The 875-nt window shown below is 61.3% G+C and carries 1 protein-coding gene; it reads left to right on the forward strand.

Annotated features, from left to right (window positions below; genetic code table 11):
- Positions 1-249: 249 nt before the first annotated feature.
- Positions 250-875, forward strand: a 626-nt coding sequence (locus ZRA01_RS20370) for a helix-turn-helix domain-containing protein (RefSeq protein ID WP_141355195.1), incomplete at its 3' end; no start/stop codon positions are given.

Genomic DNA, 875 nt, shown 5'->3' on the forward strand with positions numbered 1-875 from the left:
CGATCCTGGATCCGTTTCGGTTTCTTCTCAAATCCCGCACCAAAAAACAAATCTGTTTAAAATCAGGCGCTTGCAGATCGAGGGGCTGCTGAAGTCTTCTCATAAACTGCACCAAATCGCTTCTCTGCATCAGTCGAGCTGGTCGACTGGTATCGGGCACGCTGGGAGATCAAGACGTTCGTTCATGTGGTCAAGAACTGCTGCTATTAACCTGGCCCTTAAATACGCCCCCTGCACTATGATCTACGCATGGACAAAATCGACGCACGCAAACTTGGGACTGAGGGCCGGGAGACGCTCCGGAAGATGGTGATTCGGCTGCGCACGCAATCGGGCATGAAGGCGGCTGAGTTGGCGGCAGTTGCCGGCGTGCACGTCCGGACGGTGGAGGGCTGGCTGAGAAAAGCTCGTGCGGCAGGCGCAGGCGCTTTAGTGGAGAAAACCCGCGGGCGCCAGCCTGGCATGTGCCGGAAGATGACGATGGCGCAGGAGGTGTGGATTCGCCAACGCATCGTCGGCACGCTGCCGGCGCAGATGTCGCTACCCTTTGCGTTGTGGACGCGGCGGGCGATCCAGGCGCTGATCAAGGCCCAGTTCAACGTCGAACTGTCCGACCGGCTGGTGGGGAAATACCTCGCTCGTTGGGGCTACACCGCACAACGCCCGGTCAAGCGCGCGCTGGAGCAGCGCCCCGAGCTGATCGACACCTGGCTGCGCGAGACCTATCCTGCGATTGCCGCCCGCGCCAAGGCCGAAGGGGCTGCGATCTACTGGGCCGACGAGACGGCGGTCAAGGAAGATGCGAAATGGATTCGCGGCTTTGCACCCGCCGGGCGCACCCCGGTGCTGGAGATGCCCGCTTGCTGGGGCAAGTT

Source organism: Zoogloea ramigera, from assembly GCF_006539865.1.
Lineage (GTDB): Bacteria > Pseudomonadota > Gammaproteobacteria > Burkholderiales > Rhodocyclaceae > Zoogloea > Zoogloea ramigera.